Here is a 24,894-nt window from a genome sequence, read left to right on the forward strand (position 1 = left end):
TCTGTCTCCAAGTCTTCCTGCGGCTGGTGGCGGGGCGCGGTCAGGCGCGCTGCGCGTCGGCCGTGAACTGTCCGATGCGGAACACGACGAACTCGGCGGGGTAGGTGGGGGCCACACCGATCAGGCAGACGAGCCGCCCGTTGTCCAGGTCGTTCTGCGTCATGGTGGTGCGGTCGCAGCGGACGAAGAACGCGTCCTCGGGCTTGCTGCCCAAGAGGGCGCCGGTCCGCCAGGTGGCGATGAGGAAGTCCTCGACCGACTGGCGGACCGATGCCCACAGCCGCTCGTTGTTCGGCTCGAACACCGCCCACTGGGTCGACTTGTCGATCGAGTGCTCCAGATAGATGAAGAGCCTGCGGACGTTCACGTACTTCCACTCGGGATCCGAGCTCATGGTCCGGGCGCCCCAGACGCGGCGGGCCCGGCCCTCGAAGAAGCGCAGGGCGTTGATGCCCTCGGGGTTGAGCACGGCCTGGCGGTCGTAGGTGACGTTCGTGGTGAAGTCGTTGATGCCGAGGAGGACTTCGTTGGCCGGGGCCTTGTGCACCCCGCGTTCGGTGTCGCTGCGGGCGTAGATCCCGGCGACGTAGCCCGAGGGCGGCACGTCCAGGATCGCCGCCGGGGAGCCGGGGTCGAGGCGGCGACCCGGGTCGGTGATGCGGACCCACGGGTAGTAGAGGGCGGCGTACTTGCTGTCGAACTGGGCCCGGAAGCGGCGCACTTCGGAGATCGAGCTGTCCCGGGGCGGGTCGATGACCGCCATCCGGTAGCGCAGCCGCTCGCAGTGGCCGATGAGGAGGTCCACGGCGGCCTTCTGCTCGGGCGGGCCGAGGGTGACGGTGTCGGGGGCGGCGACGATGGCGATGTCGTCGATCTCGGCGAGGGCGCCGAGGCCCCGGGCGGGGTCGGTGAGGCTGTCCGGATTGGCGTCCCGGCCGCCGAGGTCCGCGGCCTTGAGCGGGTCCCCGTCGCCGCCGCCGGTGAGGTAGAGGCCCTGTGCGGGGGTGAGCAGCGCGGTGAGCCGGGCGCCCGCGGTCACGGTCGGCGTGCCGGTCGCGGGCGGTACGTTCTCCAGCCAGACCAGCGCGAACTCGTCGGCCGGGTCGGCCGCCTGGAGGACCCGGGCCAGCGCGCGCGGGTGGCTGTCGTCCAGCTCCAGCTCGTTGTACACGTCGACGCGGTCGCCGCCCGAGCGGACGGTGACGGCGAGGGTGAGGTGGAAGGCGGCCGTGCCGGCCACGACCGGCTCGAAGGCGCCCTGCGCGCCGAGGTAGCCCAGCTCCCCGTCGGCGCGGCGGGCCACGATCCGGACGTTCGCCGGGACGGGCGGCGTGGCGTCGGGCAGGGCCGGTGCCTCGCCCCCGGCGAGCGGGGCGACCTCGACGGCGGCGCCGGGCTGGACCCCGGTGAGCCGGGGCAGCGCGCCCGTACGGGGGACGAGGATGTTCTTGCCGCGCCGGAAGCTCACGGCGACGCTGATCCTGGAGCCCGCCGAGCCGGGCCAGCGGGCCCGCCAGCGGACGAGGGGGGCGCCCTGGGCGGGGACGGGGGCGGAGGCGAAGTTCCGGGGGACGTCGATGACGGGGGGCGTGCCCGCCGTCCCGGTGAAGGAGAAGACCCTGGAGACGTAGAGCCGCCGCCCGCCGTTGGCGAAGAACGCGCGGGCGGCGAGGGCGAGTTGGCAGTCCTCTTCGCCGATGGTCAGGCCGCCGAAGGCCCGTTCGTACTCGGTGTAGCTGGTGACCAGGGTCGGTGCGGGCAGGACCGTGGGCCCCCCGTCGGGCAGGCTGTAGGGCACGGGGCCGTAGGCGGTGCGCCCGGCCATGCCGAAGGTGCTGGTGGGTACGCCCTCGATGGACCGGGAGCGGAAGCTGGTCTCCTCGACGTAGACGCCGGGGGTCAGGTACTCGGGCATGTACGGCTCTCCTCGGTCACGGGTGGGTCGGTGGTGTGCGGCAGGTCGCCGGCGGGGACCACCTGCCCGACGGTGAGCGTGCGGACGGTGTCCGTGGCGCAGGTGCGGTATCCGGGCGGCGGGGCGAGGCCGCGCAGGACGTCGTTGTCGAGGTCCTGGGGGCGGGGCGGGGAGACGCTGCGCACGACGGCCTCGGCCACCAGGCCGGCGAGCGGATCGGACCCGGGGGGTGGCGGCGGCCCGGCGTCCGGGGCGTGGGTGCGCAGCGCCACGTCGAACCGGGGCGGCGGCGGGAAGGGCAGCGGCGCGTCCCCGCCGATCAGCAGCAGCACCTGGCCGTGCTCGTCACCGTGGGCCCAGCCGACGAGCACCCCGCCAGGACCGAACGCCTCGACCCGGGGCCACCGCACGGGTGTGGGCGAGGGCCCGGGGCGGGTGACGCGCAGCCGGATGCCCGTCATCCCCTGCGGGAGGGGGTAGGCGGGCCCGGGGACCATCCAGGGCAGCAACAGCCGGGCGTCGGCGCGGACATGGGGGGCGGTGGGCGGAGTCGCGTCGGCGTCGGCCAGCTCGGCGCGGGTCCACAGGGGTACGGCGAAGCGCCGCGGGATCCAGCGCCGGGCCGGATCGTCGATCCGCACGCTCACGGCGGCGCCGACCTCGCCCGGGGTGCCCGAGACTCCGTACCGCAGCACGAATCCGGCCGGTTCGTGGCGCTCCAGGGAGCGGACGCGGCCGTCCTGGCCTGTGCGGCGGCCGGGGACCCGGCCGGATTCCCAGCCGACGCGCAGCCCGGGGCCGGCCGGAGCCCGCGTGTGGGCGTCGAGCGGGCGGACCGCGAGGGCGAGCCGGTGCAGTACGCCCGCCGTCCCGGGGGCGGCGGTGAGCCGGCGGCCGGGGTCCGCGCCCCGCGCGTCCGGTCCCGTGGCGGCGCTCATCGGGGCAGCTCCGAGGTGGCGGCGGCGACCGTGGTGACCTCGCCGGGGACCGCGAAGCGGCGGCCGTCGATGCGCACGACCTTGGCGAGGTAGGGCAGGGAGAGCCGGTAGTCGGTGGTCATCGCCTGGAAGGCCTCGCTCATCGATTCCATCGCCAGGTCGTCGGGGACGAGCTGGACGGAGTCCCCCGGCAGCCAGCCGCCGGTCGGGTCCAGCAGGGGGCCGGTGAGGGGTCCCGCACTCTGCAGGATCCGCACGCTCAGCCCGAGCCACTCCAGCTCGGACTCCACGAACTCGTCCCAGGCCGCGATGAGCAGGTGCATCCGCAGGGGCAGCCGCGGCAGTCCGTCCTGCGCGGCCAGGGCCGCCCACGCCGGGCGGGTGTCGTGGTCGACGCTCAGCCGGTAGCAGTACACGGACACGGCGGGGCGGCGGATGACCGCGTCCGGGGTGCCCACCCGGTCGAAGTCGACGGGGCCGGCGAGGACCGCCTCCGGGCGGCGCCCCGAGGTGATCTCCGCGCCGAAGCCCGCGTTGAGCAGCGTGACGACGCTGCGCCCCACGGCGGCGAGTGCCCGGTATCCAGCCATGGGCCGATGCTGCGGCCCGCCCCGTCACGCGGGCGTTGCGGGGCGCGGGCGACGGACCGGTGACACCCGCCCGCCCACACTCGGTGCGCCCGCCCCTTCGAGAAGGAGAGCCCTCATGAGCAGCACCTCGCACCCCCGGCCGGCCGGCACCGACTGTGACCTCGGCGCCATCGACGATCTCGCGTGCGGCGCGAAGGGGATCCAGCGCCGGGCCGAGGTCACTCAGGAACACCTGCCGCAGCTGCGGGAGTTCCAGGAGAAGTTCAATGCCGCGCGCGGGGAGTACGCCGCGGCCCGGCACACCGCGCAGGCCGATCTGGACGTGGCGGGCGAGGTCCTCGACCGGGTCCGCGAGCAGATCCGATGCCGGATCACGCCCGAGCAGCGGCACTGTCTTCGCGAGGCCGTCGACGAGGTGTTCGAGGAGATCGATGAGTGCTCGGACGACGGGGGCTGCTGTGCGGGTGAGTGCGACTGCGCGTTCGACGACGGCGTGGGGGACGACGACACGGTCGCCGCCCTGTCGGCGCGGATCGCCCGGTACACGGCGGAGGTCGCCAAGGACACGGCGTGCTTCGTCTCCCTGGACGCGGAGCTGACGGAGCTGCCGGCCCGGGCCGCGAAGATCCGCACGGACGCGGCCCAGCTGCTCGCCGACGCCGCCGACCCGGTCGTGGGCAAGGACGTCGTCCGGCTGTACGCGCGGCTGCTGGTGCTGCGGCGCCGCGTCCAGGACGCCTGGCGGGGATTCGCGACCGTCACGGCCTATGTGCGGTGCCTGTGCAAGGTGTTGCTGTGCGTGCTCAAGGGGTGGCAGGCCATCGCCGTTCTGGAGGGGGCGCGGGCCGAGCTGGTGTGCAAGGAGGAGTCCCGGAAGGCGGCGTGCGTGCGCAAGCGGAACCAGGTGGTGGAGGAGGTCATGGCCGTGTACGCCCACCTGTGCCCGCCCTGTCCGCCGGGCCACGGGGAGGGGGCGGAGGAGGAGCCCTGCGAGGAGTCCGACCCGGTGTGAGGCCTCCCGCCGCCCCGCCGCCCCGCCACGCCCGGTCGGGGGCGCGGCGGGAGACTGCGGGGTGCCGAGAAGAAGCGGCGGCCCACCCGCCCGGCGGCCCGGTCAGAAGTCGCCGTAGTTGACCTGCCAGGTGGGCAGGCCCATCCGGCGCCAGATGGCGACCACGCGGTCCCGGTCGTCCAGCGAGACCCGGACCGCGAAGCGGCTCCGCACGTGCCGGTCGAAGAGTTCGGCCTTGACCACGTCGTCCTGCCGGTGGTCACCGGAGGCCCGCATCCACAGCTCGTCGTACGGCACGTCGTGGCGCGCGAGCCATTCCTCGGTCTGCGGCCGGTGTTCCTCGCTGCGCCCGGACAGCAGCACGATCGTGTCGCCGTCGGCCCGCCGGAAGGCGGTCAGGGCGTGCCGGACCGACGGGTTGAGGAGGTCGGTCCCGCAGCGCGAGAAGTCGTACGGTCCGCGGTCGCCCCGCAGCGCGAGCGTCCCGTCGATGTCGCACATCACCGCGGCCGGCAGGGCCGGGTCGGCGACATAGGGCTCCACGGCCGGCTGGTCGTTCAGCCAGGCGTCGGTGAGCCGCCAGCCGCCCTTGGTGGCCTTGGCGTGCTTCTCCGCGAGGATCCGGATGATCTCCTCGCCGACGGACCGCTCCCGCTCGGCGTCCCGGCGTACGCACTCCTCGACCGGCACGTCGGTGAAGTCGTGGACGACGAAGGTCGCGCGCCCCGCGACGGCCGCCTTGAGCCGCTTGGGGATGTGCTGCGTCAGGTGGGTGTTGTCGACGACCACGTCGAAACCGCCGTTGACCGCGGCCCGTACGGCGGCGTCCTGGATCTCGAGGACGGTCCGTTCGTGCGCGAACGAGCGCTCCCGGTCCAGCCCGGGGACGTCGAGCATGGTCCGCAGGTCGTCGAGGTTGACGCGGCGCATCCGGCCCCCGGACTCCGCCTGGAGCGAGCGCGCGGCGGTGGTCTTGCCCGACGCGGGCAGCCCCGTCATGACGTGTACGACAGGCACTGGTCAGTTCTCCTCATCGGTCGTGAACGGGTCGGACGCCTCCGGCCGCACCGCCCGCCAGGTGACGAGGTCGGTCGGCCGCGCGTCGAGCCGCAGGAACATCGCGGCCCGGATGCCCGGGTCGGTCAGCGCACGGGCGGCGCGGGCGAAGGCGCCCCGGTCGTCGCCGAGGTGCGCGATCTCCCGGAAGGCACCGTCGATGGCGCGTTCGCGGTCGGCCGCGGCGCGTTCCATCTCCGCGATCCTCTCGCGGACCCAGTTGTCGAATTCATCCGGGACCTGTTCGAGGAGCGCGTCGAGCGGTGCGCCGCCGTGGGCCCGCACCTCGGCGAGTGAGCAGCCGAGGCCCTGGGCGACCTGCCCGGCGGGCAGCGCGGCGAACCGCTGGATGCCGTGGCCGCGCCAGATGTCGCGTTCGGTGACCCCCGTCAGCACCTTGTGGAGCCGTACGTATTCGGCGATCTTCGCCTTCACCCGGACACCGGAGGCGTAGCGCAGGACGTAGCCCTCGGCGTCGGTGCCGGTCGCGGCTCCGCCGCCGGGCAGCGTGCTGGACTCGGTCAGCGCGATCAGCTCGGCCAGCGGCATCGCGGGCCACGCGGTGACGACCGACCCGATCCCCCGCCAGGCCTCCGCGGCGCGCGCGAGCGGCAGTTCGGCGCCGTCGCGGCCCATCGCGGCGAGCAGCACCAGGTCGCGGCGGTCGCCGTAGTCGACGACGATCCGGTTCTGCGGGTAGAGGACCTCGGCCAGGTAGGTCACGCCCGGGGTGAGCGCGGAGGTGTCCTTGGTGTCGAGGAGCCGCTGGGCCCAGGTGGCCTGTTCGCTGATGAACGATCCCTTGGAGGCGACCCGCCACGCGCCCGCGTAGTGGAAGACGACCGCGAGGCTCCCGTCGACCTTCTCGTACACCTCGAACGGCTCGTCCGGCAGGGCGGGCGCGTAGGGCTGACCGCTGGTGTGCTCGCCGACGTTGAAGAACTTCGGCAGGGGCAGCGCGACGATCTCGCCGGTGGCGTCGTCGGCGACCAGTCCCCGGCAGCGGGTCGTGACCCGGTTCCAGACCCGTTCGTACTGGCAGGTCCGCGTGTAGGTGTAGATCGACAGCGGCAGCTCGGGGTGGGCCTTGCGGGTCACGTGACCGGCCTCGAGGGCCGCCGCGAGCTCGTCGGGCGGCATCAGTTCTTTGAGAGTCAGGGGCGCCTGGCTCATGGGATTCCTCCTGGTTGCGAGCCCTCAGTCTGCCCCGGCGACCCTCTGACCGGTAACGATTAAGGGTGGGCGGACCCGCGCGAGGCGGAGCCGGACGCGGTGTCAGACCCCCTCCCTATGCTGGGCGTACAAGATCGGATGAGGGCGTCCGACGGGGAGTTCGCGGGAGGTACCGGGTGCGCATCGAGCGCCATGTGGTGGGAGAGGCGGCGCTGTCCGCCGCGGTGGCGGATTTCGCCGAGCGGATGGCCGGTGACGTCCACCGGATGCAGCACGACGAGTCCCCGGAGTACGGCTGGGAAATGATCTGCGAGTCCTTCCTCGACTACCTGGGGGCCCGGTCCGTGGAGAATCCCGCGCTCGCCGGGAAGGACTGCAAGACGGCTTCGCGTCGGCCGCCGCCGCGGCGGTCGGCTCGTTCGCCCTGACCGCACGGCCGCGGCGGGTGGGGGACGTGTTCATCGAGTACACCGGTACCGGCGTGGTGTACGACAGCGAGGACTCGGGCCGCGAGGTCCCCGCGCACGACTGGCTGGACACCTTCTTCCTGGCGTTCGTCGCGGGTGACACCGACCGGGACGGGCTGCTGTTCGTCGACGCGGCGGTCTCCCGGAAGGGCCTGGAGGACCGGGCCGACGTGGCGCTCGTCCACGCCCTGCTGGCCTTCGTGTACGGGCACATCGAGGCCGCGGAGGCGGACGGCGCCCCGGGGCCGGTGTCCGACGAGCGGCGCAGTGCGGTGATCGACGGCCTGGTCCGTGAGCTGGGCCCGGGGACCGACCGGCCCCACCACCGGGCGGCGCTCGCGACGCTGCGGGCCCTCGCGGCGGGCGACCGGGCCGCCTTCACCGAGGCGTTGGCCGGGCAGTTGACGGAGTACCGCGAGCGCGAGGCGGGGATGGCCGCTCCCCGTCCCCGCACGCTGCTGCCGCTGGACGCCCTCGCGCTCGCCGCGATGGCGCAGCGGTGGAACGGCTGGCAGCTCGGCGTCGACTCCGCCTACCTGCCCGCGGCCGCGGTCGCGGGTTTCCCCCCGCCGGTGCCCCGGGTGCGGGCGTTCGGCGCGGACAAGCGGCCGGACGCCGTCGCGGAGCTGGCCGCCGGACCGCTGGTGGTGGACCGGCCGCGGCCGCCGCGGCGGGAGACGGCCGGCGATCCCGCGGAGTACGAGAGGTACCTGGGCCGCGGCGCGGAGCAGTTCGCCGACCCCGGGCAGGAGCCCGCGCGGCTGGCTTCGCGGCTGACGCGGCTGATGGAGGATCAGTACCGGCTCTGCCAGGAGCGGCTCGCGGGTGATCCGGAGGGCGTGGGCGGCGAGCGCGGGCGTGCGGCGCTGCGGCTCGCGGCCGAGGCCGGGGCGGCGGCGTTCGTGCTGGCCGGGGCCGCGTCCGGGACCGAACAGGAGGTCACCGTGGGGGGCGTGACGCGCGCGCTGCCCGCGGGGGGTCATCCGGACCGGGTGGGGCCGGGGCAGTGGCTGCGGGCCACGGCGCTGGCCATGATCGCGGGGGAAGGGGAGCTGCTGGCCGCCTGCGTCCGGGTCGGGCCCGATCCCTTCGCGCACGGCGGCCGTGCGTCGGTGCTCCGGGAGTACGCGACGGCGCTGCACGACCACCTGCGCGGGGCCGACGCCTCGCCCGCGCTGCGGCGTGCGGCGACGGAGGCGTTCCGGTTGCGCGACGTCAACTACCTCTCGCCGCCCGTGGTGTTGCTGTCGCAGCTGACGGCCGGGGACCGGGAGGGCTTCGCGCTCGCCCTGGCGGACGCGCTGGAGGCGCACCGCGACCACTACGGGGTCGGCGACAACGGCTCCGACCCCGACGCCCTCCTCAACCTGGACGTCCTGGCACTGGCCTGCCACGCCCGCCGCTCCGGCTGGGAGGTGCCGGTGGTCTCGCCGTACCTGCCGCCGCACCTGGTGGCCGGCCTGGTCGGCTGGCCGAACGGCTAGACCGGCGCGGTCGTCTGCGCGGCCGTCTGCGCGGACAGGACGGCTTCGGTGGTGACCACCTTCGCGAAGCGCATGCGGTGCAGGACGGCCGCGGTGGCGCGGGCGAGGTCCTCGGCGGCGATGGTGTCGCCGTCGGGGCCCGCCATGTCGAAGGTGTGCATCGCGTCGATCGGGAAGATCGCGTCGTAGCCGAGGTTGCCCGCCATGCGGGCGGTGGTCTCGTTGCAGACGTTCGTCATGATGCCGATGATCACCACTTGCCGGGCGCCCCGCTCCGTGAGCCAGGCGTGCAGGTCGGGGGTGCCGTAGAAGGCGCTGTTGACCGTCTTGGTGATGTGCAGGTCCGCCCGGACGGCGGCGACCGCGGGCTTCAGCTCGTACCCCGCCGTGCCCGGCTGGAGCGGGGCGGCCGCGGTGGCGTGCTGGACCACGACCACCGGGCGGCCGGCGGACTGCCAGGCGTCGGTGAGGGCGGTCATGTTCTTCTCGGCGTCCGGGTTGTCCCGGCGTCCCCAGTACGCGTGGTCCTCGAAGCCCTGCTGGACGTCGATCACGATCAGGACGGCGTCGGGGTCGAGGATGAGGGGGGCGTCGAATGCGCTGGTGTTCGTCATGGCTCCATCGTGGTGCGGGCCGGACGGGGCCCGTGAGGGGACGGGCCGCCGGTGATCGATAGATTCCTGCCATGCCCGCCGCACCCGCACCCGCCCCCGCGCCCCTCCCCACGCCCGGCCCCGTCCCCGCTTCCGCGCCCGTCCCCGCCCTCCGGGAGCTGCGGACCGTCGGCGCTCTGGTCTTCGACGGGGTCCGGGCCTTCGACTACGCCGTGATCATCGAGGTGTGGGGCCGCCTGGCCGGGGCCGAGCTGCGCGTGTGCGGCCCTGACGCGGCCCGGGTCCGGCTCGGCGGCGGCCTGGAGCGGGTGCCCGATCACGGTCTCGACGCGCTGCTGGAGTGCGATCTGATCCTGGTCCCGGGGGTGGAGGAGCCCCTCGCCACCCGCGATCCGGCCGTGCTCGAGATGCTGCGCGCCGCACACGCCCGGGGCATCGCGCTGGCGTCGCTGTGCGCGGGCGCCTTCGTCCTGGCCGAGGCGGGTCTGCTGGAGGGCCGTACCGTCACCACGCACTGGGCCCTGGCCGGGCGGCTGGCCGCGCGCCACCCCGGCGTCGGCGTCCGGCCGGAGGTGCTGTTCACCGGGGACGGGGAGATCTGGAGCTCGGCGGGGGTGGCGGCGGGCATCGACCTCTGTCTGCACCTGGTGCGCTCCGCGCACGGCCAGCGGGCCGCGGCGGCCATCGCGCGGGCGATGGTCACCGCGCCGTTCCGGCCGGGCGGGCAGGCCCAGTTCATTCCGTCGCCGGTGCCGCGGGAGCCGGCGGGCGGGCCGGAGGACCCGCTGGCCGGGGCGCGGGACGCGGTGCTCGGCGCGCTGGGGAGCGCCTGGACGGTCCGGCGGATGGCCGACGCGGCCCTGATGTCGGAGCGCACCTTCGCGCGCCGGTTCGCCCTGGCCACCGGGTCGACGCCGCTGCGCTGGCTGCTGGAGCAGCGGGTGCTGGCCGCCCAGCAGCTGCTGGAGGAGACGGACCTGCCGGTCGAGGAGGTCGCCACGCGCTGCGGCTTCGGGTCGGCGGTCTCGCTGCGGCCCGCGTTCGTACGACGCGTGGGGCTGTCCCCGCGCGCCTACCGGCAGACCTTCCGCGGCACGCCGTAACCCTGCCGGGCCGGGCGCGGCCGAGCAGGGAGCCGGGCCGCTTACAGCGCCTTGCTCTCCATGGTCGGGCGCAGCCGCTCCAGCAGGGCGGAGAGCGTCGCGCTCTCCTCCTCGTCGAGGGTGTCGAGCGCGCCGTGCGTGGCCTGCATCTCCTCGCGCACGCGCCGGATGATCTCGCGGCCCGCGTCGGTGGCCACGACGTTCTTGACGCGGCGGTCGGCGGGGTCCGCCTCGCGCCGGACCAGCTCGCGTGCTTCCAGCCGGTCGACGATCCCGGTGACGTTGGACGCGTCACACACCAGCAGGGTGGCGAGGCCCCTCATCGGGACCGGGGAGTCGAGCTGGGCCAGGGCCTTGGCCTGCGTGGAAGTCAGGCCGTGCCGGGCTGCCGCGGCGGCGAAGTCCCGCCATTGGGCGGTGGCGATCGCGGCGAGCAGCTCCAGCAGCCGGAGCTTGGCGGGCGTGGGCGGGGCGGTGGCGCTCATGCCTGGAGTGTCGCTCATGTCTGCGAGTGTACGCACAGTCCTTGAGGTCATCAATCATTTACTTGACGTCCTTAACTATCTGCGTCTAACGTCATCCCCTGACCAACTGCTTGATGCACTCAAACATCTGCGGTCTGAAGCAACCTGAAGCCATGAGAAGGTCCTGCCAGCCATGAGCACCCCCGCATCCGCCCCCGCCGCCGGGCAGAGGAACGAGACGGTCATCGTCTTCGCCCTCAGCCTCGCCGCCATGGTCGTGTCGATGATGCAGACCCTGCCCGTCCCGATCCTGGGTCTGATCCGGACCGACCTCGGCACCTCGACCGCCAACGTGAGCTGGGTCACCACGGCCACCCTGCTGTCCGCCGCGGTCTTCACCCCGCTGCTCGGCCGCTTCGGTGACCAGCACGGCAAGAAGCCGACCCTGATCGCCGTCCTCGGCGTGATGGTCGTCGGTTCGGTCATCGCCGCGCTGGCGACCTCGCTCCCGCTGCTGATCCTGGGCCGGGTGCTCCAGGGCGCCGCCACCGCGATCTTCCCGCTGGCCCTCTCGGTGCTGCGCGAGGAGGTCCGCCCGCAGAAGCTTCCCGGGGCGATGGCGCTGGTCAGCGGCACGCTCGCGTTCGGCAGCGGCCTGGCGCTCGTGGCCACCGGCCTGCTCACCTCCGGCAAGGACGCGGACTACCGCAACGCCTTCTGGATGGCGACCGGCTTCGCCGTCCTCGCCCTCCTCGCGGTCGCCTTCCTCGTCCCGGCCACCCGCCACAAGACCGGCGGCCGCACCGACATCCTCGGCGCGCTGACCCTCGGCATCGCGCTGCTGCTCCTCCTGCTGCCGATCTCCCAGGGCCACGAGTGGGGCTGGTCCTCCGGCCGCACGCTGGGCAGCTTCGCCGGCGCCGTGGTCATGGGCGGCGTGTGGGTGTTCACCGAGCTGAAGGTCCGCGAGCCGCTCGTCGACATGCGGATGTTCGTGCACCGTCCGGTGCTGATGGCCAACCTGGCCGGCATCCTCGTCGGCTTCGGGATGTTCGCGAACTTCCTCGGCGTCTCCTACCTCGTGCAGATGCCGAAGGCGCTCACCGGATACGGCTTCGACGCCTCCATCCTGCGCGCGTCCGTCCAGTTCCTGCTGCCCGGCGCGATCGTCTCGCTGCTCGCCTCCCCCGTCGGCGGCCAGCTGGTCCGCCACCGCGGGCCGCGGATCGCGCTCGCCGTCGCCGCCGCGCTCGGCGCCGTGGGCTTCGGCTGGCTGGCCCTGGACCACGAGCACACCTTCTCGGTGATCGGCGCCGGTGTCGTCGTCGGCGCGGCCGTCAGCTTCGGCTACGCGGCCATGCCCGCCGTCATCATGGCGAGCGTCCCGCACCACCAGAGCGGTATCGCCAACGGCATCAACTCCATCTCCCGCTCCACCGGCAGCGCGATCGGCAGCGCCATCGTCACCACGATCCTGGCGTCCAAGACCATCGAGCACCTGCCCGCCGGGGTCCCGCCGCTGCCCGCCGAGTCGGGATTCACCCTGACCTTCGGCATCGGGGCCGTCGCCTTCGCGCTGGTCGCGGTGATCAGCTGGCTCGGCCTGCGCGGCAAGACCGGCCCCCGCGTGGTCGAGGCGAGTGCGCCGCGGCTGCAGAGCGTGCCGGCGAAGGCGCCCGAGAGCGCCGACGCCGTCTGACCCGCACAACCCGCCTGACCCGTACTACCCGGCCGGTGTGAACCGGACCACCGCCGCGCGGCCCGCCGCGCTCAGGTGCAGGACGCCCTGCTCGCCTCCCGTGGCGAGCAGGGCGTCGTACGTTTCCAGCCGGACGCCGCCCTCGGCGCCCGCGCCCTCCAGGGACGCGGCCCCCGCCAGGGCGATCACGAGCAGCGAGCCGCCTCCGGTCGCGGCGAGGGCGAGGTCGCCCCGTACGACGGCCACCTCCGCCCGGACGGCGTCCCTGCGGTACATCACGTTGAAGTTCACGACCGGTCCGTCCAGCAGTCGGCAGCCGGTCGCCACGTCCCCGGCGAAACGCTGCGGCGCGTAGCGCTCGTCCACCAGGCGCCGTACGCCGTCCACCGTGAGGTCCATCCCGGCGCCCTCGGCGAGGGTGAGCGTGCGGTCGACCCCGGGGAAGGCCGAGAAGGGGCCGTCGGCGGCCACCTCCGCGAGGCTGACCCGCCACGCGAAGTCGCCGGTACCGGAGCCCTCGGGCCGGACCGCGATCTGCCGGGTGACTCCCCCGCCGTTCTTCCAGGCCTCGGCCGTCCGGTCGCCGGCCCGCAGGATCCTCACGTCACGCTCGCTCGTCATGGTGATCAGGATGCCCGGGCGGGCGCGGCCCGCGCGCACCCGCCCCGGCATCCCGCGGGTCGCCCTCAGTTCCTGTCGACCGAGAGGTCGTCCCCGTAGACGGATCCCTGGCCGTACCAGCCGTGCAGGTACACCGTCACCGCGCCCGAGGCCCCGGTGGTGAAGGGGACAGACAGCTTGGTCCAGGCCGCGGAGCTGGTCCACGTACTGGCGCTCGCACCGCCGCGCACGCCCAGGTAGGCGTAGCTGCCCTGGACCCATCCGCTCAGGGTGTACTTGGTGTTCGGGGTGAGCGTGAGGGTCTGCGCGCACTCCCCGGTCCGGCTCGCGGTCGGTGCGGTCCTCAGCGCGTACGCGCCCCCGTGCGCCGGGGTCGCGACCACCGCGCCCCCGCTCTCGCAGGTCCACGGCGCGAGCGCGCCGCTCTCGAAGCCGCCGTTGACCAGGGCTCCGCCGCCGCCGCCCGGGCCCGTGACGGTCAGGGTGAAGGTCGTGGAGTGGGTGAGCTGCCCCGCCGTCCCGGTGACGGTGATCGGGTACGTGCCCGGCGCGGCCGAGGCCGCCGCGGTGACGGTGAGCTGCGCGGAGCCGCCCGCCGTGACCGAGCCGGGGCTCAGCGCGGCGCTGACCCCGGCCGGGGCTCCGGCCGCGGTCAGGGCCAGGGTCTTCGCGCTGCCCGAGGTGACGGCCGTACGCACGGTCGCGGTGGTGGCGCCGCCGGGAGCCACCGAGGCCGATCCGGGGGCGACGGCGAGGGAGAAGTCGTCGGCCACCGGTCCGCCGCCCCCGGTGAAGGACGCGAAGGTGTGGGTGAAGTACCAGGGGTCCTGGGCGATGCCCGAGCAGGTGTCGGAGCCGCCGGTGCCGGGGCAGCCGCCGTTGTCGCGCTGCAGGGCCCAGAAGGACAGGGTGTTGATGCCCTTGCCGACGGCCCAGTTGTAGACGGCGGTCGCGTCGGCGGTGGTGAAGGTCTCGGCTGCGCCGAAGTCGTCGATGCCGGGCATCTCGGTGACGCCGACCATCCCCCAGAGCTGCGCGGGGGTCTTGGCCGGGTAGAGGGCGGCGAGCTGGTCGTAGAGACCGGTGGCGGCGCTCTGGGTGTCGGCCGCCATGTCGTGGCTCGCGTTGTCGTAGTAGTCGAAGGTCATCAGGTTCACGACGTCGACCTGGGCGCCCGCGGTCTTCGCGCTCTTGAGGACGGCCAGTCCACTGCTGGCGAGACCTCCGGTGGTGGTCGGCAGGGTGTAGGAGATCTGCAGCGGGCGGCCGCTCGCCGTGGCCCAGTCCTGGACCTTCTTGATGGCCTGGTTGCGGCGGTCGATCCCCGCCTTGTTGGTGAGCGAGTTGTCCTCGATGTCCATGTCGAGGCGCGCCATGTCGTAGGTGGTGATGACCTTCTCGTAGGCGGCGGCGATCGAGTCCACGCTGGTGCAGCTGTCGGCGATCTCGGTGCCGCCGTTGTCGGCCGCGTACCCGCCGAAGGAGGGGATGACGTCACCGCCGCGGGAGCGGATGGTGGCGAAGTCGGCGCCGAAGACGGAGGCGGAGACCGGCTGGCCGGTCGAGCCGTTCCAGTAGGGGGTGCACGATCCCTTGGCCTCGGTCTGGACGAACGCCATGGTGAGGTACTTCGCCCCGGACTTCTGGGCGAGGTCGGCGGGGCTGTCGTTCGCGTACGCCTCGAAGTACGGGGCGAAGACGTGCGCGGGCAGCGGGGTCGCGGCGGCGTGCGCGGCGGAGTCCGCCGCGAGGACGAGGCCGGCGGAGGCGGTGACCGTGCAGAGGGCGGCCAGTAAGGCGCGCAGGGGCCTGGGGCGTCTCATCGTTGCTCCCGGTGGGGCGTGAGCGTGCGGATGGGCGAACGCCTCATGATTGGTCTGGACCATCCCTCGGTCAAGGGTCCAGACCACTTCATTCCCAAGGGTTTGCCGATCCGGCCAACTCGGCGCCGCTCAGACCCGCTTGGGGCGCCCACCGGGACGCGGGAGCCCTTGCCGGGGCGGCCTCAGCGCACCCGGAGAGCCGGGAACGGGGCACCGATGCCTGGCTCGTGCCGGTTCATGACATCCTATGACGTCACAACTCGCCGGGCCGGACCGGTCGATGTCCGGAGCAGACAGGAATAGGTCGATGAGGCTCTGCTTTCTGGTGGAGGAGCAGTACCGCCATGACGGCATGCCGAACGAGGTGATCGGGCAGCTGACCGCGTGGGGACACCACGTGGACGTGGTGCGGCCCGGCGGTTCCCTCCTGCGCATGACCGAGGCGGTCCGCTCGGGCGCCCATGACGCGTGGGTGCTCAAGACCGTCTCCGGCGGCCCCGGGCTCACCCTGCTCGAAGCCGCCGCGGGGGCCGGGATGACCACGGTCAACGACGCCCGCTCGATCCGGGGCGTGCGGGACAAGGCGCTCGCTGCCGCCCTGGGCAGCAGCCGCGGGCTGCCGCTGCCCGTGACCTACGCGGTGGCCCGGCCCGAACTCCTGCTGGAGCTCCCGGCCGCGGAGTACCCGCTGGTGGTCAAGCCCGCCGACGGCAGCTCCGGCCGGGCCGTGCACCTGGTGTCCTCGCCGGAGCGACTGGCCGCGATGCTCCCGGAACTGGCGGGCGAGGGCATGCTGATCGCGCAGCCGTACGTACCCAACGCGGGCACCGACATCAAGGTGTACAGCGTCTGCGGCGAGCTGTACGCCACCGAGCGCCGTTCGCCGCTGCACCCCGACCACTCGGTCCGGGAGCGGCGCGTGCCGCTGTCCGCCGAAGTGGCCGCGATAGCCGGGCAGGTGGGTGCGGTCTACGGGCTGGACCTGTACGGGGTCGACGTGGTCCTCGGCCCGGACGGGCCGGTGGTGGTCGACGTGAACGACTTCCCGAGCTTCCGCCAGGTGCCGGACGCGGCGGCGCGGGTGGCCCGGGCGGTGCTCGGGCTGGCCCGCGCGGGATCGCCGGGCGCCGCGGCGTCGGCCTCGGCCGCGGGAGTGCGGGCGCCCTCGATCCCGGCGCAGCTGAGCGTGGCGACGGCGCCGGAGGCGGCCGTTCCCGCGACCGTGCCGGCGGGCGAGGGCCCGTGAGGATCGGACTGATCACCCCCGACCCCGGGCATCCGCTGCTGGCCGGGGCGAGCGCCCTGCTCGCGCCCGAGCACGGGGTCGAGGTGCTGGATCCGGGCACCACGGAGCGGCTGCCGGGTCCGCCCGCCGATGTGTACCTGCTCAAGTCCCGTACGCCGCGCGCCCTCGCCCTGGCCGCGGAGGCGGAGGCGCTCGGGGCGCCGGTGCTCAACTCGGTGGCGGCGACCACCCTGTGCCAGGACCGCACCCTGATGGCCGAGCTGGCCCTCGGGGCGGGGCTGCCGTTCGCCGCCACCCGCGCCTTCACCTCGCTCGCCGAGCTGGCCGCGGGCCCGCCGCTCGCGGGGCCGGTCGTGGTCAAGAGCCACCACAGCCGCCGGGGCGATCTGGTCGCCCGGGTCGACGACGGGGCGCAGTTGGACGCGCTGGTCCCGCGGTGGGCCGGGGAGCCGGTCGTGGTGCAGGAGTTCGCGCCGAACAGCGGCTGGGACCACAAGCTGTGGGCGATCGGGGACCGGGTCTACGCGGCGGTGCGCCGCTCCGAGCTCTCCCCCGGCGGCCGCGGCCCCAACCTGCCGCTCGCGCCCGGCGGTCTGCCGCCGGGCTGGGGGGAGCTGGTCCGCGCGGTCGGCGAGGTCTTCGCCCTGGACGTGTTCGGCGTGGACATCATCGCGACCGGGGGCGACGGGGATCCGCTGATCGTGGACATCAACGCCTTTCCCGGCATCCGGGGTCAGGCCGACGCCCCCGCGGCGCTGGCCGCGCTCGCCCTGCGCCGCGCGGGAACGGGCCGCCGGGCCACGGCGAAAACCGGGTGCGGGCGGTCCGGCCAGGTGTGAGGGTTCGATCATGAACCGTGAACAGATCTCCCGCATCGCGCACACCCGCCACCCGATCAAGGCCCCGCTCGACGACACGTCGGTGCAGCGGCTGCTGGACAGCGGCGTGGCCCGGGACCAGGCGCGCCTGGTCGATCTCGGCTGCGGCACGGCGGAGTGGCTGCTGCGCGCGCTCGCGGCCCACCCCGGGGCCCGTGCCGAAGGCGTCGACGTGTCCCCGGAGGCCCTGGAGCAGGCCTCCGCGGCGGCCCGCGCGCGCGGTCTCCAGGACCGGCTGGTGCTGCACCAGCAGGCGGCCGCGGACTTCACCGCGCCGCATCCCTTCGACCTGATCCTCAGCGTCGGTTCCACCCATGCCTTCGGCGGCCTGCTGCCCACGCTCGACGCGGCGGCGGCGCAGCTGGCCCCGGGCGGGCGGGTGCTGATCGGCGACGGCTTCTGGGAGCGGGAGCCGACCCCGGAGGCCGTCGAGATGCTCGGGAACTACGCCGACCTGGCGACCACCCTGGACAAGATCACCGCCGCGGGCTGGACCCCGGTGCTCGGGCACGTCAGTACCCGCCGCGAGCTCGACGACTACGAGTGGGCGCTCTGGGGCACGCTGGCCGACTGGGCGCTGGACCACCCGGACGACGCGGACAGCGCCCAGGCCCTGGAAACGGCCGCCGAACGGCGCTCCGAATGGCTGGGCACCTATCGGGAGAGCTTCGGTTTCCTGACCCTGGTGCTGCGCAGGACGGCCGGCTGAAAAGCCGGTGCGGCCGCCGCGGGCACCGGCCTAGAGTCGGGGGATGAGTACACGCACCTTCCGCGTCACCGTCCGCGGCGCCTTCGACGGTCTCACCCCCGAGCAGCACGCGGAGCTGCTGGCCCGCGCGCCGGAGCACGACGTGCTGCGGGCGGAGTTCACCGCCGAGGGCCACCTCAGTTACGACATCGGCGCCCGGCCGTTCTTCACCTTCCGCTTCCTGGAGTCGGGTGAGACGGAGGAGGACATCCTCGACGCGGGCGCGCGGGCCGAGCTGGCCGCCGAGGCGTGGCTGGAGGAGCGCGGATACGGATTCAAGAACATCACGTCCCAGTCCCAGGACCTCTCGCTGGCCCCGCTCGGCAAGCGCGGCCGGCGCGCGGCGGCAGCAGCCCTGCCGACCGGCTGACCGACGGCCGGCCCGCCCCGTACCCCGCTCCCGGGATGCGGGGGGCGCCGGGCGGCGGGAGAGTGGCCGCATGGGTATCGATGATTACGGCGGCGGCGCCGGGGCTCAGTCCGCGGTCCTCGTCGTCACGACGAACGACGTTCCCGGGTATCAGGTGCAGAGGGTCATCGGGGAGGTCTTCGGGCTCACCGTCCGCTCGCGCCACCTGGGCAGCCAGATCGGCGCCGGGCTGAAGTCGATGATCGGCGGCGAGTTGAAGGGGCTGACCAAGACCCTGGTGCAGACCCGCAACCAGGCCATGGAGCGGCTCATCGAACAGGCTCAGGCCCGCGGCGCGAACGCGGTGCTGATGATGCGGTTCGACGTGACCGACGCCGCCGACGTGGGCACCGAGGTGTGCGCCTACGGGACGGCCGTCGTCATCGCACCGCAGTAGCCGGGCCGCCCGCCCCGCCACCCCCGCGTCGTCCACCGCGCCGTCCACCCCGGCGCAACCTCGCCGTCATGCGCGACTGTCACGCTCCTCGGGGCCGAAGTTGTATGTACAACTTCGGCCCCTGAAGCGAATCGGAAGCGACCACGACGACGGGAGCCGTGATGACGGCAACGACGACCCTCCCCCGCCCACCCGCGCTCTGGCTGCGCGACAACTGCCCCTGCGCCGACTGCCGCGATCCGCGCAGCGGCCAGAAGCTGTTCCAGATCACCGATCTCCCGGCCGCCCTCGCGGTCGGCTCCGCCCGGGAGAGCGTCACCGCGCTCGGTGAGCCCGCCCACGAGGTCGTCTGGGCCCCGGACGGCCACCGCTCCCTCTACCCCCTGGCCTGGCTGGACGCGCACGCCCCCGGGGCCGGCGGATCCCACCCCGGCGACGGGCGGACCGAGGCCGACAAGGAGACCTGGGCCGCGGCGGACCTGGCCGGACGGCTGCCCGAGGCCGACTGGGCCGCGTACGACACCGACGACGCGGTACGGGCCCACGCCCTGGAGAGCGTCCAGCGGCTCGGCTTCGTCCTGCTGCGCGGCGTCCCCCCGCGTGACCGGCAGGTCCTCACGGTGGCCCGGACCTTCGGCCACGTCCGCGAGACGAACTACGGCGAGCTGTTCGAGGTGCGCGTCGAGGCGGAGCCCAACAACCTGGCCTTCACCGGGGCCCGGATCACCCCGCACACCGACAACCCCTACCGCGATCCGGTCCCCACGCTCCAGCTCCTGCACTGCCTGGCCAACGAGGCGCGCGGCGGGGACTCCGGGCTCGTCGACGGGTTCCACGCGGCCGCCCTGCTGCGGGCCGAGGACCCGGACGCCTTCGACGTCCTGACCCGCGTCCCCGCCGAGTTCGCCTTCGCCGACGCGCGCACCGAGCTGCGCGCCCAGCGGACGCTGATCGAGACCGACTCCCTCGGCCGCATCCGCGAGGTCCGCTTCAACAACCGTTCCCTCGCGACCCTGCACCAGCCGGCCGACCTCCTCGACGCGTTCTACCGCGCCTACCGGACCTTCGCCGCGCTCCTGCTCCGCCCGGAGCTGCGGCTGGACTTCCGGCTCACCCCGGGCGACTGCCTCGTCTTCGACAACACCCGGCTGCTGCATGCCCGTACGGCCTTCTCCGAGGCCGGCGCGCGCCACCTCCAGGGGGCCTACGCCGACCTCGACGGCCTCGCCTCCACCCTCGCCGTCCTGCGCCGCGCCGGGGGCGCCCGATGAACGCCGCCGCCGTGGACCCCGTGGACCCGCTCGACGAACTGGCCGCGCTCTTCGATGGTGAGGGCAGCGCCGAATACCTCGGCGAAGCGGTCACCCAGGCCGGGCACATGCTCCAGGCCGGCGCGCTCGCCGAGGCGGCCGGGGCGCCCGCCGCGCTGATCGCCGCCGCGCTGCTGCACGACGTGGGCCACTTCCAAGGGACCGTCACCGGACGCGACCTGATGGAGGGTCACCAGGACAACCGGCACAGCCACACCGGGGCGGACTGGCTCGGGCAGTGGTTCGGGCCCGAGGTCACCGAGCCGGTGCGGCTGCACGTGGCCGCCAAGCGGTACCTGTGCGCGGCCGAGCCGGGGTACTTCGCCCTGCTCTCCGAGGCGTCCGTGCACACCCTGCGCGTGCAGGGCGGCCCGATGACCGCCGAGCAGGCCCGCGCCTTCGAGGCGCTGCCGGGCGCGGCCGACGCGATCGCGGTGCGGCGCTGGGACGAGCGGGCCAAGGATCCGGAGCTGGCGACCCCGGGCTTCGCGCATTTCCGGCCGCTGCTGGCGTCCCTGCTCATCCGTTCCTGACGGTGCCGGCCCCTCGGCCCCCGGTCAGGGGCCGAGGCGGCGGCCCAGCGCACTGGCCGCGGTCGTGTGCACCGTGAAGGCCACCGTGCCCGGCAGGTACCGGTCCTGCGACCACTCCACCGGCGCCCCCGCCGGGTCGGTGGAGCGCCGCCGCTCCCGCAGCAGCGCCTCCCCGGCCCGGCAGCCCAGCAGTTCCGCGTCGTGACCGTCCGCCGCCACCAGGTCGATGGTGTGGTGGGCGTCCATGAACAGCACTCCGTGCAGGGCGAGTTCGGCGGAGTAGGAGACGGTGTCCAGCGGCATGGCCGCGACCAGCGCGCCGACGGCCTCCGGGTACGTCGTGCGCTCCACCATCACCGGAGCCCCGGCCAGCGTCCGCAGCCGCCGCACCCGGTACACCGCGTCCCCGGCGCCGATCCGCAGGTGCTCGGCCTCTTCGGCGTCGGCCGCCACCCGGTCCACCGCGACCGTCCGGCCGCCCGGTTCGCGGCCCAGGGAGCGCGCCCAGCGGGTGAAGCTGCGCAGTTCGGCGGAGCCCGCATCGCCCGGCGCGGCCAGGACCACCCGGCGGGTGCCCCTGCGCGAGGTGACCAGGCCGTCGGCCCGCAGCGCGGCGAGCGCCTGGCGGACGGTCCCCCTGGAAACGCCGTGACGGCGGGCGAGTTCGTCCTCCGCGGGCAGCCTGGCCCCGGAGCCGTACTCGCCCGCCGTGATGGCGGTCCGCAGGTCCGCGGCGACGCGGAGGTACAACGGGGTGGTGCGCGGGGCCTCGTTCACGGACCCAGCTTGCCACGGCCGCCGGAACGCCCGACGGCGCCCCTCACGCGCACAGCGCGCGCAGCAGCGCCGGGTCCGCGTCGGCGAGCGAGCCGAGGAGGGTCAACCCGGGGGCGGCGGCGAGGGGTTCGGTGGACGGCACCCCGAGCACCCGGCAGCCCGCGGCGAGCGCGGAGGCCACGCCCGTCGCGCTGTCCTCGACCGCGACGCAGCGGGCCGCCTCCACGCCGAGCGCGAGCGCGGCCGCGAGGTAGGGATCGGGCTCGGGCTTGGTGCGTACGGTGTCCTCCGCGCCGAAGAGCGCGTCGAAGCGGTGCCCGTCCAGGGTCCCCGCCACCTGGTCGACCACGGCCCGCGGCGAGGCGGACACCAGCGCGGTGGGCACGGACTCGGCGCGCAGCGCGGCGAGCAGCCGCAGCGCGCCGGGGCGCGGGACGGTCCCGGCGGCGAGCCGCGTGGCGAACCCGGCCCCCAGCTCGGCGGCGAGGTCCGGCTCCCGCGCGTCCAGGTACCCGGCCAGCAGCGCCGCGGTGTCCTCGACGGAGCGCCCGGTGACCGCGGTCCGGCGTACGGCGTCCAGCGCGCGCCCCCGGCGCACGGCGGCGGCCTCGACCACCTCCAGCCAGACGCCCTCGGTGTCCACCAGGGTGCCGTCCATGTCGAAGAGGACCGCCTGCAGGCTCACGCGGCGCCGTCCCGGGCGGAGGCGCCGCGTACCGGGCCGTCCTGCGGCGCGAGCAGCACCGGGCGCGGCTGCGGCCGTACGTCGACGCGGGCGCCGGGCAGCAGGCCGGCCGCGGCGTGCGTGGGGACGTCCGCCTTGAGTTCGCTCCCGCGGGCCGGGCCGTCGGTCAGCGCGATCCGCACCCGGACGGTCGGGCCGTGGAACGCGGTGCCGAGGACGCGGCCGGGGCCGTCGTCCAGAGCCGTGACCTCGAGGCTCTCGGGGCGCAGCAGGGCCTCGACCGGCCCGGGGGCGGGCGCCGGGCCGTCGACGGGCAGCCGGACGCCGAGCACCTCGACGGTGCCGTCGGCGGCGGCCTGCCCGGGCACCCGGTTCATGGCGCCGATGAAGTCGGCGACGAATCCGGTGGCGGGGCGGGCGTACAGCTCGGTGGGCGTGGCGCACTGTTCGAGGCGGCCGCCGCGCATCACGGCGACCCGGTCGGCCATGGAGAGGGCCTCTTCCTGGTCGTGCGTGACGAAGACGGTGGTGATGCCCAGCTCCAGCTGGAGGCGGCGGATCTCCTCGCGCAGCGTCACCCGGACCTGCGCGTCGAGGGCGGACAGCGGCTCGTCGAGGAGCAGCAGCCGGGGGCGCAGGGCGAGCGCGCGGGCGAGGGCGACGCGCTGCTGCTGGCCGCCGGAGAGCTGGTGCGGGTAGCGGCCGCCGTGGCCGGGCAGGCCGACCAGCTCGAGGAGTTCGGCGGCGCGCGTGCGCCGTTCGGCGGCGGAGACGCCGCGCATCCGCAGGCCGAAGCCGACGTTGTCGGTGGCGCTCAGGTGCGGGAAGAGGCTGTACGACTGGAACACCATGGCGGTGTCGCGGCGGTTGGCCGGGACCGCCGCGATGTCCTTGCCGTCGAGCAGGACCGCTCCGGCGTCGGGCCGTTCGAACCCGGCGAGGACCCGCAGGGCGGTGGTCTTGCCGCAGCCCGACGGGCCGAGCAGGGCCAGGAGTTCGCCGGGGGCCACTTCGAGGTCGAGGCCGTCGAGGGCCACGGCGGAGCCGAACTCGCGGCGCAGGCCGCGCAGTTCGAGGCGCGCTCCGGCGCCGGTCCCGGCCTTCACGGGCGTCTCGGGTGTCGCGGTCGTCGCGGTCGTCGCGTTCATCAGGGGGTGACTCCTACGGATACGGACTTCGTGCGGGGGGTGCGGTGGTGGCGCTTGCGGCCGGCCACCGTCAGGGCGAGCAGCAGGATCCAGGTCAGCAGCAGGCTCAGCAGGGAAACGGCGACGGACAGCCGGGCGTCGGAGCCGGAGGCCTGCACGACCCACACCGTGAAGGGTTCGAAGCCCAGCAGCTGGGCGACGGTGAACTCGCCCAGGACCAGGGCCAGCGCGAGGAAGGAGGCGTTCAGCAACGCGCCCCGCAGATTGGGCAGTACGGCCAGGACCAGCGCGCGCGGCCAGGACGCCCCGAGGTCACGGGCCGCCTCGACCAGGGTGCGTACGTCCACCGCGCGCAGCCCGGCGTCGAGCGCCCGGTAGACGAACGGCAGGGCCATCACGGCGTAGGCGAGGACCAGGATCAGCGGGAAGGAGGGGTTCTGGACGGCCACGAAGGTCTGGTAGAGCGGGGTCGCGGCGAGCTGTTCGGGCCCCCAGCGCAGCACCGTGGTGATCCCGGCGGTCAGCGCGACCGGCGGCACCACCAGCGGCAGGGTGCACACGACCTCCAGGACCGAGCGCAGCCGGGGCGCCCCGAGCCGCACCGCGACGGCGGCCGGGACGGTGACCAGCAGCACCAGGGCCACGGTCGCGGCGGCCAGGCCGAGGGAGAGGGTCAGCGCGGCGAGGAAGCCGTCGGCGTGCACGATCCGGGTGTAGGCGGAGAGGGTCCAGCCCTGGCCCGGGATGTCGAGCGTGAAGACGGCGGAGGCGAGCAGCGGGACCAGGAAGTACGTCGCCGCGAGCAGCAGGACGATCATGCGGCCGGGGCGCGGGGCTCCCGCGGTCCGGACGGCCGGGATCAGGCGAGCCATCGGGTGCTCCTTCGCTGCAGGGGCAGGTGGACGGCCATGACCAGGACCGCGACGAGCACCATGTCCAGGCTGAGCGCGAGCGCCACGTTCTCCTGGCCGATCAGTACGTTCCCGGACAGCGCGTCGGCGATCTGCAGGGTGACGAGGGGGACGGAGCTGCCGACCATCGCGGCGGCGGTGGCGTAGGCGGCGAAGGCGCTGCCGAAGAGCAGGACGAACCCGCCGAGCAGGGTGGGCAGCAGCACGGGGATCCCGATGTGGCGCCAGTAGCCCCAGGTGGAGGCGCCGCAGTCCTGGGCGGCCTCGCGCCACTGGGGGCGCAGGCCGTCGAGGGCGGGCGCCACGGTGAGCACCATCAGCGGGACCAGGAAGTAGAGGTAGGTCAGCGACAGGCCCCAGAAGCCGTACAGGGACCAGCCGTGGGCCTCGAGCCCGAGGCCGGTGGTGAGGACGCCCGCGTTGCCGAGGGTGGCGACGAAGGCGAAGGCCAGCGGGACGCCGCCGAAGTTGGCGAGCACCCCGGAGGCGGTCAGTACGGCTTCGCGCAGCACGCGGCTGCGGGAGCTGACGACGGCCTGGGCGACGAGCAGCCCGAGGAGGGCGCCCGCGGCGGCGGTGAGCGCGGACAGTTTCACGCTGCCGACGAGGGCGGTGCGGTAGGCGCCGTCGACCGAGCGGGTGAGGTTGTCCATGCCGTACGCGGAGGTGCCCGCGACCGGGTCCTTGACGCTGAAGGCGCCGAAGACCATGGCCAGGGCCGGGAGCCCGAAGGCGAGGGCGACCAGGAGGAGCAGCGGGAGGGCGGCGAGCCAGGCGCCGGGGCGGCGCGGGCGGCGTGCGGGCCGGGACCGCGCGGGGGCTGCGGGGGCGGGGACCGCCGCCGCGCCGGGCACGGAGCCCGGCGTGGCGGCGACCGGTGCGTGAGGGGTCAT

Annotated in this window: 26 protein-coding genes; 12 read left to right on the plus strand and 14 right to left on the minus strand. The window is 74.5% G+C overall.

Annotated features, from left to right (window positions below; translation table 11 throughout):
• Positions 1 to 40: 40 nt before the first annotated feature.
• The 3 genes from ABT084_RS07150 to ABT084_RS07160 are packed head-to-tail and all read right to left on the minus strand — an operon-like array spanning position 41 to position 3,443.
• Complete coding sequence (locus ABT084_RS07150; protein ID WP_351038944.1) at positions 41 to 1,915, minus strand: phage tail sheath family protein; 1,875 nt, start codon at positions 1,913 to 1,915, stop codon at positions 41 to 43.
• Positions 1,900 to 2,853 (minus strand): hypothetical protein, encoded by a 954-nt coding sequence (locus ABT084_RS07155; protein ID WP_351038946.1) that lies wholly within the window; start codon positions 2,851 to 2,853, stop codon positions 1,900 to 1,902. The genes ABT084_RS07150 and ABT084_RS07155 overlap by 16 nt, the downstream gene beginning before the upstream one ends.
• The gene (locus ABT084_RS07160) at positions 2,850 to 3,443 is read right to left on the minus strand and encodes a Pvc16 family protein (protein WP_351038948.1); all 594 of its coding nucleotides are present in this window, start codon (positions 3,441 to 3,443) and stop codon (positions 2,850 to 2,852) included. Before ABT084_RS07160 ends, ABT084_RS07155 begins: the two co-directional genes overlap by 4 nt.
• A 115-nt stretch (positions 3,444 to 3,558) precedes the next feature.
• Here ABT084_RS07160 and ABT084_RS07165 point away from each other — a divergent pair, with 115 nt between their 5' ends.
• A complete protein-coding gene (locus tag ABT084_RS07165; RefSeq protein ID WP_351038950.1) occupies positions 3,559 to 4,455 on the plus strand; it encodes a hypothetical protein in 897 nt (298 codons plus the stop codon).
• 102 nt (positions 4,456 to 4,557) lie between these two features.
• Here ABT084_RS07165 and ABT084_RS07170 read toward each other — a convergent pair whose 3' ends face one another.
• Together ABT084_RS07170 and ABT084_RS07175 are read right to left on the minus strand one after the other, a co-directional pair.
• Positions 4,558 to 5,472 carry a phosphatase domain-containing protein gene (locus tag ABT084_RS07170; protein WP_351038952.1) on the minus strand — a complete coding sequence of 305 codons (915 nt, stop codon included), beginning with the start codon at positions 5,470 to 5,472 and terminating at the stop codon, positions 4,558 to 4,560.
• 3 nt (positions 5,473 to 5,475) lie between these two features.
• The gene (locus ABT084_RS07175; RefSeq protein ID WP_351038954.1) at positions 5,476 to 6,684 is read right to left on the minus strand and encodes an RNA ligase; all 1,209 of its coding nucleotides are present in this window, start codon (positions 6,682 to 6,684) and stop codon (positions 5,476 to 5,478) included.
• Between the two features lie 176 nt (positions 6,685 to 6,860).
• On the opposite strand from ABT084_RS07175, the gene ABT084_RS07180 reads away from it, so the two are divergent.
• Together ABT084_RS07180 and ABT084_RS07185 are read left to right on the plus strand one after the other, a co-directional pair.
• Positions 6,861 to 7,112, plus strand: coding sequence for a hypothetical protein (locus tag ABT084_RS07180; protein ID WP_351038956.1), 252 nt, complete (start codon positions 6,861 to 6,863; stop codon positions 7,110 to 7,112).
• Positions 7,113 to 7,138: 26 nt separating this feature from the next.
• On the plus strand, positions 7,139 to 8,635 hold the full coding sequence (locus tag ABT084_RS07185; RefSeq protein WP_351038958.1) for an immunity 49 family protein: 1,497 nt from the start codon (positions 7,139 to 7,141) through the stop codon (positions 8,633 to 8,635).
• On the opposite strand, the gene ABT084_RS07190 is transcribed toward ABT084_RS07185, so the two are convergent.
• Entirely contained in the window at positions 8,632 to 9,249 is a 618-nt protein-coding gene (locus ABT084_RS07190; RefSeq protein ID WP_351038959.1) for a cysteine hydrolase family protein, read from the minus strand. The genes ABT084_RS07185 and ABT084_RS07190 overlap by 4 nt on opposite strands.
• Before the next feature lie 71 nt (positions 9,250 to 9,320).
• On the opposite strand from ABT084_RS07190, the gene ABT084_RS07195 reads away from it, so the two are divergent.
• Positions 9,321 to 10,352 carry a GlxA family transcriptional regulator gene (locus tag ABT084_RS07195; protein ID WP_351038961.1) on the plus strand — a complete coding sequence of 344 codons (1,032 nt, stop codon included), beginning with the start codon at positions 9,321 to 9,323 and terminating at the stop codon, positions 10,350 to 10,352.
• 41 nt (positions 10,353 to 10,393) lie between these two features.
• Here ABT084_RS07195 and ABT084_RS07200 read toward each other — a convergent pair whose 3' ends face one another.
• Positions 10,394 to 10,855 carry a MarR family winged helix-turn-helix transcriptional regulator gene (locus ABT084_RS07200; protein WP_502968856.1) on the minus strand — a complete coding sequence of 154 codons (462 nt, stop codon included), beginning with the start codon at positions 10,853 to 10,855 and terminating at the stop codon, positions 10,394 to 10,396.
• Between the two features lie 154 nt (positions 10,856 to 11,009).
• Here ABT084_RS07200 and ABT084_RS07205 point away from each other — a divergent pair, with 154 nt between their 5' ends.
• Entirely contained in the window at positions 11,010 to 12,515 is a 1,506-nt protein-coding gene (locus tag ABT084_RS07205) for an MFS transporter (RefSeq protein ID WP_351038963.1), read from the plus strand.
• Positions 12,516 to 12,539: 24 nt separating this feature from the next.
• Here ABT084_RS07205 and ABT084_RS07210 read toward each other — a convergent pair whose 3' ends face one another.
• Together ABT084_RS07210 and ABT084_RS07215 are read right to left on the minus strand one after the other, a co-directional pair.
• A complete protein-coding gene (locus ABT084_RS07210) occupies positions 12,540 to 13,136 on the minus strand; it encodes a HutD/Ves family protein (RefSeq protein ID WP_351038965.1) in 597 nt (198 codons plus the stop codon).
• A gap of 65 nt (positions 13,137 to 13,201) precedes the next feature.
• Positions 13,202 to 14,959, minus strand: a complete 1,758-nt coding sequence (locus ABT084_RS07215) for a carbohydrate binding domain-containing protein (RefSeq protein ID WP_351038967.1) — start codon at positions 14,957 to 14,959, stop codon at positions 13,202 to 13,204.
• A gap of 307 nt (positions 14,960 to 15,266) precedes the next feature.
• On the opposite strand from ABT084_RS07215, the gene ABT084_RS07220 reads away from it, so the two are divergent.
• The 7 genes from ABT084_RS07220 to ABT084_RS07250 all read left to right on the plus strand — a co-directional run bounded on the left by ABT084_RS07220 (position 15,267) and on the right by ABT084_RS07250 (position 20,480).
• Positions 15,267 to 16,205 carry an ATP-grasp domain-containing protein gene (locus tag ABT084_RS07220; RefSeq protein WP_351038969.1) on the plus strand — a complete coding sequence of 313 codons (939 nt, stop codon included), beginning with the start codon at positions 15,267 to 15,269 and terminating at the stop codon, positions 16,203 to 16,205.
• Complete coding sequence (locus tag ABT084_RS07225) at positions 16,202 to 17,044, plus strand: ATP-grasp domain-containing protein (RefSeq protein ID WP_351038971.1); 843 nt, start codon at positions 16,202 to 16,204, stop codon at positions 17,042 to 17,044. Before ABT084_RS07220 ends, ABT084_RS07225 begins: the two co-directional genes overlap by 4 nt.
• Positions 17,045 to 17,054: 10 nt before the next feature.
• Entirely contained in the window at positions 17,055 to 17,792 is a 738-nt protein-coding gene (locus ABT084_RS07230) for an SAM-dependent methyltransferase (RefSeq protein WP_351038973.1), read from the plus strand.
• 43 nt (positions 17,793 to 17,835) lie between these two features.
• The gene (locus ABT084_RS07235) at positions 17,836 to 18,201 is read left to right on the plus strand and encodes a DUF6204 family protein (protein ID WP_351038975.1); all 366 of its coding nucleotides are present in this window, start codon (positions 17,836 to 17,838) and stop codon (positions 18,199 to 18,201) included.
• A gap of 70 nt (positions 18,202 to 18,271) precedes the next feature.
• Positions 18,272 to 18,637 carry a YbjQ family protein gene (locus ABT084_RS07240; RefSeq protein ID WP_351038976.1) on the plus strand — a complete coding sequence of 122 codons (366 nt, stop codon included), beginning with the start codon at positions 18,272 to 18,274 and terminating at the stop codon, positions 18,635 to 18,637.
• A 161-nt stretch (positions 18,638 to 18,798) separates the two neighbouring features.
• Positions 18,799 to 19,908 carry a 2-trimethylaminoethylphosphonate dioxygenase gene (gene tmpA / locus ABT084_RS07245; protein WP_351038978.1) on the plus strand — a complete coding sequence of 370 codons (1,110 nt, stop codon included), beginning with the start codon at positions 18,799 to 18,801 and terminating at the stop codon, positions 19,906 to 19,908.
• Positions 19,905 to 20,480, plus strand: coding sequence for a phosphonate degradation HD-domain oxygenase (locus ABT084_RS07250; protein ID WP_351038980.1), 576 nt, complete (start codon positions 19,905 to 19,907; stop codon positions 20,478 to 20,480). Before tmpA ends, ABT084_RS07250 begins: the two co-directional genes overlap by 4 nt.
• Positions 20,481 to 20,504: 24 nt before the next feature.
• On the opposite strand, the gene ABT084_RS07255 is transcribed toward ABT084_RS07250, so the two are convergent.
• From ABT084_RS07255 to ABT084_RS07275, 5 genes are read right to left on the minus strand one after another with little or no spacing between them, the layout of a single operon-like run.
• Positions 20,505 to 21,257 carry a GntR family transcriptional regulator gene (locus ABT084_RS07255; protein WP_351038982.1) on the minus strand — a complete coding sequence of 251 codons (753 nt, stop codon included), beginning with the start codon at positions 21,255 to 21,257 and terminating at the stop codon, positions 20,505 to 20,507.
• Between the two features lie 43 nt (positions 21,258 to 21,300).
• Positions 21,301 to 21,942 (minus strand): HAD family hydrolase, encoded by a 642-nt coding sequence (locus ABT084_RS07260; RefSeq protein ID WP_351038984.1) that lies wholly within the window; start codon positions 21,940 to 21,942, stop codon positions 21,301 to 21,303.
• Positions 21,939 to 23,090: an ABC transporter ATP-binding protein gene (locus ABT084_RS07265; protein WP_351038986.1), complete on the minus strand. Its 1,152-nt coding sequence runs from the start codon at positions 23,088 to 23,090 to the stop codon at positions 21,939 to 21,941. Before ABT084_RS07265 ends, ABT084_RS07260 begins: the two co-directional genes overlap by 4 nt.
• Entirely contained in the window at positions 23,090 to 23,962 is an 873-nt protein-coding gene (locus ABT084_RS07270) for an ABC transporter permease (RefSeq protein ID WP_351038988.1), read from the minus strand. The genes ABT084_RS07265 and ABT084_RS07270 overlap by 1 nt, the downstream gene beginning before the upstream one ends.
• Complete coding sequence (locus ABT084_RS07275; RefSeq protein WP_351038990.1) at positions 23,950 to 24,894, minus strand: ABC transporter permease; 945 nt, start codon at positions 24,892 to 24,894, stop codon at positions 23,950 to 23,952. Before ABT084_RS07275 ends, ABT084_RS07270 begins: the two co-directional genes overlap by 13 nt.

This window comes from Streptomyces sp. NPDC002138, assembly GCF_040296485.1.
Lineage (GTDB): Bacteria > Actinomycetota > Actinomycetes > Streptomycetales > Streptomycetaceae > Streptomyces.